This is a genomic window from Protofrankia sp. CiP1_Cm_nod1, assembly GCF_920888515.1.
In the GTDB taxonomy this organism is placed as follows: Bacteria; Actinomycetota; Actinomycetes; order Frankiales; family Frankiaceae; genus Protofrankia.
Window position 1 is genome coordinate 1 of the sequence record NZ_CAKKTM010000051.1, and the last position, 7,419, is coordinate 7,419.

Annotated in this window: 4 protein-coding genes; 1 reads left to right on the forward strand and 3 read right to left on the reverse strand. The window is 72.1% G+C overall.

The features are described 5' to 3' along the window. Positions 1-108: 108 nt before the first annotated feature. Positions 109-867 carry a TetR/AcrR family transcriptional regulator gene (locus tag NBX02_RS03265; protein WP_250283991.1) on the reverse strand — a complete coding sequence of 253 codons (759 nt, stop codon included), beginning with the start codon at positions 865-867 and terminating at the stop codon, positions 109-111. 109 nt (positions 868-976) lie between these two features. Here NBX02_RS03265 and NBX02_RS03270 point away from each other — a divergent pair, with 109 nt between their 5' ends. Next, entirely contained in the window at positions 977-3,283 is a 2,307-nt protein-coding gene (locus NBX02_RS03270) for an MMPL family transporter (RefSeq protein WP_250283993.1), read from the forward strand. A 401-nt stretch (positions 3,284-3,684) separates the two neighbouring features. On the opposite strand, the gene NBX02_RS03275 is transcribed toward NBX02_RS03270, so the two are convergent. Together NBX02_RS03275 and NBX02_RS03280 are read right to left on the reverse strand one after the other, a co-directional pair. Further along, positions 3,685-5,247: a glutamine synthetase family protein gene (locus tag NBX02_RS03275; protein ID WP_250289939.1), complete on the reverse strand. Its 1,563-nt coding sequence runs from the start codon at positions 5,245-5,247 to the stop codon at positions 3,685-3,687. 112 nt (positions 5,248-5,359) lie between these two features. Continuing rightward, entirely contained in the window at positions 5,360-7,408 is a 2,049-nt protein-coding gene (locus NBX02_RS03280; RefSeq protein WP_250289941.1) for an IucA/IucC family protein, read from the reverse strand. Positions 7,409-7,419 lie beyond the last annotated feature (11 nt).

A 7,419-nucleotide genomic window follows, 5' to 3' on the forward strand; every position in this document is an offset into this window, starting at 1 on the left:
GGCCGGCCCGTCGTCCGTGGCCGTGCCCGGCGGCGCGCCACCCGGCCGGCACAGCCCCCGGCGGGCGGCCACCCGGCCGGCCATCGGCTCGCCGGTACTCCGGCCGGTCTACTCCGGCCGGTCGCGTTCCTGCCGGCCGGGCACGAAGTCGACCGGGCCCTGGTAGCCGCACCGGAGCAGGGCGTCGAGCATCTGCTGGTCGAACAGCGCGCCCACGTCCCGGATCACGGGGGGCAGATGACCGAATAGCTCCAGGGACAGGAACCCGTGCAGCTGCGTCCAGACGATCAGACAGGCGGCGAGCCCTTCCGACGAGATCGCGTTACGGGTGTCGGCCCGCCATTCCTCGAGCTCGGCGCGTAACGCCGGCGTGAGTTCGGCGGCGAACCGGGACGGGTCGATCAGCCCGGCGCCGATCGCCTCGGCCATGCACCGGAACAGCACCGCGACCGAGCGCTCCGTGCCGTCGCAGGGCTGGCTCGACGGCGGGATGTAGTCCAGCCCCAGCGTCCCGAAGATGAGCATGTACTCCGTCACGTGCTGGTGTGACCAGCGGCGGTAGGCGCGGGTGACCTCGAGCCAGCGCCTGGCATGGTTATCCGTGGGCGCGAGGTCGAAGGCCTCCTCCAGCGTGTCGGCCAGGGAGGTGAACCCGTCGGCCACCAGCGCGGCGATCAGTTCGTCCCGGCTGGTGAAGTACCGGTAGAGGGCGGATGGCGTCAGCCCCATCGCCCGGGCCACCGCCCGCAGTGACACGCCGGCCGCGCCGTGCTCGTCGAGCTGGTCGCGGGCGGTCTGCTTGATCTCTTCTATGGTGGCGAGACGGAGGCGTTCGCGTCTGGAGACCGGCTGGGTCACGCTGGTCATGCTGGTTCGTTCGGTGAACACTGTCAACTTTTTCGACCGGGTGTCTTGACTGCGCCCGATGTACGCGAACACTGTTCTCCAGAACGACGACGACTCTCCGGAGGTCCCGGTGTTCGCACGCCTCGCACGTCTGGTCACGCGCCGTCCCGGGCCTGTCCTGCTGGCAACCCTGCTGCTCGTGGGCGCGACGGCCGTGCTCGGCGTCACCGCCTTCGGCAAGCTCCAGACCGGCGGGTTCGACGACCCCCAGTCGGGCTCCACCCGCGCCGACGAGGCGGTGCAGGCGCGCTTCGGCGGCCAGCCCAGCCTGATCCTGCTGGTCACGGCCCGCGCCGGGACGGTGGACGCCCCCGACGTCACGGCCGCCGGCAGGGAGCTCACCCGGGCCCTCGCGGCCGAGCCGGGCGTGCACAGGGCGGTCTCGTACTGGGACGGCGGCGGGCCGCCCCTGCGTTCCGAAAGCGGCAGGCACGCGCTCGTGCTCGCCTACACGTCCGACGACGACGTGGCGGAAGGCCTCGTCGCCCGGTATGAGAAGGCCAGGGACGCCCCCGGCCCGGTGACGGTGGCCCCCGGCGGGGCAGCCGCCATCGGCGAGAACATCAACGACCAGGTCACCGCCGACCTCGCCGTGGCCGAGTCGGTGGCCATCCCGATCACGATGCTGCTGCTCATCGCGGCCTTCGGCGGCATGGTGGCCGCGTTGCTGCCGCTGGCCGTCGGCGTGGTCGGCATCTTCGGCGGGCTCGCGATCCTCTCCGTCCTCGGCAGCCTCACCGATGTCTCGATCTTCGCGGTCAACCTCACCACGGCCCTGGGCCTGGGCCTGGGTATCGACTACGCCCTGCTGATGGTGAGCCGGTTCCGTGAGGAGCTCGCCGGCGGGCGGGATCGTGCCGACGCGGTCGCCAGCACCCTGCGGACCGCCGGCCGGACGATCGTCTTCAGCGGTGCCACCGTCGTGGCGGCGCTCGCCGTGATGCTCGTCTTCCCGCCCTACTTCCTGAAGTCGATGGCCTACGCCGGCATCGCCGTGACGGTCTTCGCGGTCCTCAGCGCGACCGTGGCGCTGCCGGCGATACTCGTGCTGCTCGGGCCGCGGGTCAACGCGCTGCGGGTCGGCGGGCTGATCGGGCTGATCCGCCGCCGGCGGGCCGCCGCGGCGGGCAGCCCCCGGGAAGCTTCCGAGTCACCCGTCTGGCGTGCCATCGCCGCCACCGTCATGCGCCGGCCCCTGATCACCGGTGTGCCCGCCGTCGCCGTGCTGCTGGTGCTGGGCATCCCCTTCCTGCATGTCTCCTTCGGCACCCCGGACGACCGGGTGCTGCGTGACACCGCCTCCAGCCGGCAGGTCGGCGACGTCATCCGGACGGACTTCGCCGCCGACACCGCCGCCGCCGCGACCGTCGTGCTGGAGGGGCGTGCCGCCGGCACCGCCGGGGGTGGCCCGGTCGGTGGCCCCGCACTGGAGGGATACGCGCGCGACCTGTCCTCGTTGCCCAACGTGGCGCGGGTGAACAGCGCGGCCGGCACCTACGCCGCCGGCCGCCAGGTGGCGCCCCCCACCCCCGCGGACTCCCGGTTCTCCGCCGGTACCTCGACGTATCTCGAGGTGGTCCCCTCGGTCGACCCGGCGTCGGACACCGGGCAGGATCTTGTCAGGGGCGTGCGCGAGCGGCCCGTTCCGGCCGGGGCGGCAGCGCTCGTCGGCGGCCCGTCCGCGGTGCTCGTCGACGGCAAGGCGACCATCTCCGATCACCTGCCGCTGGCCGTCGGGCTGATCGCGCTGACCACGTTCGTGCTGCTCTTCCTGTTCACCGGCAGCGTCGTCATGCCGCTGAAGGCCCTGGTGCTCAACGCGCTGTCACTGAGCGCCGTATTCGGCGCCGCGGTCTGGATCTTCCAGGACGGCCACCTGTCCGGGGCGCTGGGCTTCCTGCCCGGGCCGCTGGACACCTCCATGCCGGTGCTGCTGTTCTGCATCGCGTTCGGCCTGTCCATGGACTACGAGGTGTTCCTGCTTTCCCGGATCAAGGAGGAGTACGACCACGGCGTCCCGAACACCGAGGCCGTCGCCACCGGCCTCGCCCGCACCGGGCGGATCGTGACCACCGCCGCGGCGCTGCTCGCGGTGACCTTCGTGGCCTTCGCCACGTCGTCGGTGACGTTCATGCAGATGTTCGGCATCGGCACGGCCCTGGCGATCGTCCTGGACGCCACCCTGATCCGCGGGGTGCTGGTACCGGCGTTCATGCGGCTGGCCGGCAACGTCAACTGGTGGGCGCCACGGCCGCTGCGGGCCCTGCACACCCGGATCGGGCTGGTGGAGGCGCCCCGGCCGGAAGCCGCCCACAACACGCCTGCCGAGAATGTGGGAATCGTCGGACATGAGCTGGTAAGACAATCCGAAAAATAAATCGGTATGCTCGTCATGGTGTTTTCTGTTACCGGTCACAATGTGGAAAAAACCATCGAGAATGCATCGCAGACCCTTGTCACGACCTCGTTTCACGTTCTAGCCTCAATACTGTCGGAGACCCGCTGGACCGTAACCGGACGCACGATTGGCGGCGATTGTGACCAGTTCTCCCGGGTGTGGTCGTCCGCACCCGTCGGTGACCACTCGCTGATACCGGGGCGCCGGGCACGGCGGTACGGCCGGTATCCAACTGAATCTTGCGGCAGAACTGGTGGAGATGCTGCCGCACGGCTCGCGGGGGCGGCCGTGGACGGATCGGCCGCCCCCGCGAGCGACCCGGGGCCCGGCTTTCCGGAACCACGTGCCCTGACGCCGTGCCCTGACGCCGTGCCGGTGGCTCACAGGCGCTCGAAGGCGCGGCGGCGTTCCCAGTCGGTGACGGTCGTCTCGTAGGAGGTGAGCTCGGCCTCGGCGGCGTGCGCGAGATGGTCGACGACATCGTCGCCGAACGCCGCCCGCGCGATCTCGCTGGAACGCCACAGCCGCTGCGCCTGCCGTAACGTCCTGGGCAGCCGCGTCACTCCGGATGCGGTGAACGCGTTCCCGGCCGTCGCCGGTGGCAGCGCGAGGTCGTTGTCGATCCCGTACAGGCCGGCCGCGAGGATCCCGGCGACCGCCAGGTACGGGTTGGCGTCACCGCCGGGCACCCGGTGCTCGATCCGCAGCGAGCTGCCGGAGCCGACGACCCGTACCGGGCAGGTGCGATTGTCCCGTCCCCAGGCGATACCGGTCGGCGCGAACGAGCCCGGGGCGAGCCGCTTGTAGGAGTTGACGGTCGGCGCGAACAGCAGGGTGAACTCGGCCATGCAGGCGAGCTGCCCGGCCACGAACGAACGCATCAGCCTCGACATCCCGGCGAGATCCGCCCGCTCGGCCGCCGCCTGGCCACCCGGCGCCCGCCCACCGCGGCTCCGGTCGACCGGCGGCCGGCTGGCCGGAGCCCGCTCGGTCGACGCCCGTCCGGGCGCGGCCCAGCCCGCGGACGCCCGCTCGGCCGGCTCCTGGTCGGCTGCTGCCCGCCCGGCTTCCAGCGGCTCGGCGGCGAACACCGCCGTGCCGTCCCGTCCCCGCAGGGACAGGTGAACGTGGCAGGAGTTTCCCTCTCCTTGATCGTATTTTGCCATAAAAGTCACTGCCTGCCCGGCATGCGCGGCAAGATTTTTCGCCGTCGTCTTGTACAGGACGTGGTTGTCGCAGGTGCTCATCGCGTCGTCGTAGCGGAAGACGATCTCATACTGGCCCGGGTGGACCTCGGCCCGGGCCGACTCGGCCCGTATCCCCGCGTCCGCCATGGCCCGTCTGATCGTCCGGACCAGCCCGTCCATGTCGGACGTCCCGATCAGGGAGTAGTCGACGTTGTACCGGGACGCCGGGGTCAGGCCGCCGTACGAGCGGTCGGCCGCCTGCTGGTAGGACTCGGTGAATACCAGGAACTCCAGCTCGGTACCGGCGAGCGCGGCCAGCCCCCGGCGGTGGAGCCGGTCGAGCTGTCCGCGCAGGACGGCCCGGGGCGCGACGCGGACCACGCCGCCGTCCGGCCACCAGGCGTCCGCGAGCACCACGGCCGACCGCGGGTGCCACGGGGCGCGGCGCAGGGTCGCGAGGTCCGGTACGAGCCGGAAGTCCCCGAAGCCGGCGTCCCAGGGCGCGAAGGCGTAGCCGGCGTCGGTGTCCATCTCGACGTCCACGGCGAGCAGATAGGCGCAGGCGGGCAGGCCGCGCGCGAGCACGTCCTCGATGAAGTGGTCCACCGACACCCCGCTGCCCTGGAGACGGCCCTGTAGGTCGGGAAGGCCCACGAGCACTTCGTCGATGCCGTCCGGGGAGCGCGTGGACGCCGCGAGCCGCCGCAGCTCGTCGACGTCGAGGAGGCCGGGATGCCGCCGCGCGGGCCGGTTCAAGCCGGCCGGGCGGTTTCACGCGGCAGCCGGGCCGGCGCTCCCGCGCCCGTCGTCCGGCCACCCGTCGTCCGGCCGGCCGCCATCTGGATGTTCGCTGTCTCGTTGTCGAGGCTCATCGCCGGGCTCCCTCGGTCTTCGACGGGTTGGTCTTCGGGGTCACGCCGCCGGCGGCTGCGCTGTCGGGAGTCGCGCTGCTGGGGGCTGCGCTGTCAGGGGGCGCGGTGCCGATCGTCAACAGGTGCAGGGGGCTGGCCACCTGGCCGTGGCTGACGTCGAATCCGCCGTCCCGGTCGGGCCGGTCGTGGAAGCCGGTGCCGGCGAGCTGCTCCCGGTTGAGGCAGACCCGGTCGAAGGTGGGCGCCAGCAGGCCGAACAGGGCGAACCGGTCGGCATGCTCGGGAAAGGCACGGTGATAGTTCTCGATCTCGGCGCGGACCAGCGTCCAGAACTCCCGCTCGTCTACGCCGAGATGGTCCTCGAGGACGACCGCGAAGAACCGGAAGTGTCCGGCGCACAGCGCCGAGAGGATCGAGTGGGCGAGGTCGGATGCGGGCCAGCGCCGCAGGTACCGCGCGGCGGACGCCGGCAGGTCCGCCTGCTCGGGCCAGCCCTGCCAGCCCTGCCGGCCGTCGTCGGTGTGGGCGGCGTCGACCAGCTCTATGTCGGCTCCGAAGTCCTTGAGCGCGATTCGGGCCGGGATGTCGTCACCGTCGAAGACGAGGATGACGTTCTCGCCGTGCGGGGTGAAGGCGACGCCGTAGACGTACAGGTAGTGCAGCAGCGGCGGCAGCAGGCAGGACAGCAGCGCCCGCAGCCACTCCCGCGCCCCGCGGCCCGAGCGGGCCACCAGCTCGCCGACCAGCGCTCGGCCGTCGGAGCCGACGAGTAGTAACGAGGCGAACGTCCGGGCCCGTTCGCCGGGGGCGAGCAGGCTCTCGACCGGCTGCCGCCACAGGACGCCCAGCATTTCGTGGAAGCGGTACGGCGCGCCTGCCAGCTCCCCGTACGCACGGTGGGTGACGGTGGCCCCGGCGACCTCCGGCAGCGGGAGCACCCGTGTGACGTCCCGCAGGAACGCGTCGGCGTCCCGGACGCCGACCAGCCAGGCGGAGGTGTCCGGGCCGGCGTGGGCGTCGTCGGCTGACATCCCTCGCCACACCAGCGTGTTACGGATCATCAGCGCAAGTTTGACATTGAACCGTGCTGGCCGGTCGATGTTCGCCAAAGTGCGTACGGACTGAAGCGGAAGGTAGCGATCGGGTGCTTCGCCGAGCAGCACCAGCCGGCCGGTCGCGATCTCGGCGGCGAACAGCGGCGCGATCACGTGTTCCCACTGCCAGGGATGCACCGGCAGCCAGACGTACTCCTCACAGGCAGCGTCACAGGAAGCGGTCGTCTCCTCGCAGGCCGTGTCACAGCCTGCGGCCGGCTCCTCCAGGTCCGTGCCACCGGACGCGACCGGCTGTGCTGGGACGGCATCCGCCGCCGTTGGAGGGTCGTCGTCACTGTCCGTATCGGGTCCTGCGTCGCTGTCCGCGGCCGCGAACCGGGCCGCCAGCCTCGCCGCGAACGCCGTCCGGGTGGACGCGTCGAGTTCGGCCGCCAGCAGCCGCCGCTGGGTCAGGAGCTCGCCATCACCGACATCCTGGCCGTCGCCACCGGACGCTCCGGCCCCGGCCGGCCCGGCAGTCGTGAGGCCGGCAGTCGTGAAGGTGGCCAGCTCCGGATGGGCGGCAACCCACAGTAGCCGCAGGGGGATGGTTGCCTCCGGGGTGTAGCGGTCCGCGTCGGCGAGGCCGAAGCCCAGCCGTCCCTTGTTCGCGACCATGCACGGATGCCCGGTGGCGAAGCCCTCGAGCTCGGTGTACGTCGCGTCCGCGAGCTCGGCGGCAGAGCGGGCGGCGGCGAGCAGCCGCACGTCGGCGGCGTGCGTCGCGGTCAGCTCGCGGACGACGTCCGCGGTGACGTCATCCGGCCAGCCGAGCAGGCTCGCGGCGTCCAGGACGAAACGTACCGGGTCGTCCGCGGGGGCCGGGTCGTGCGACGGGGAGTGCCCACCGCGGGCCGTCGGCGCTGGGCCGTCCGTGGGGGCCGGCCGGCCACCGGGCCGGTTATCCGGCCGGCCCGGTGGGCCCGCGCGGCGCAGCGAGGAGGCGTCCAGCCACCAGGTGC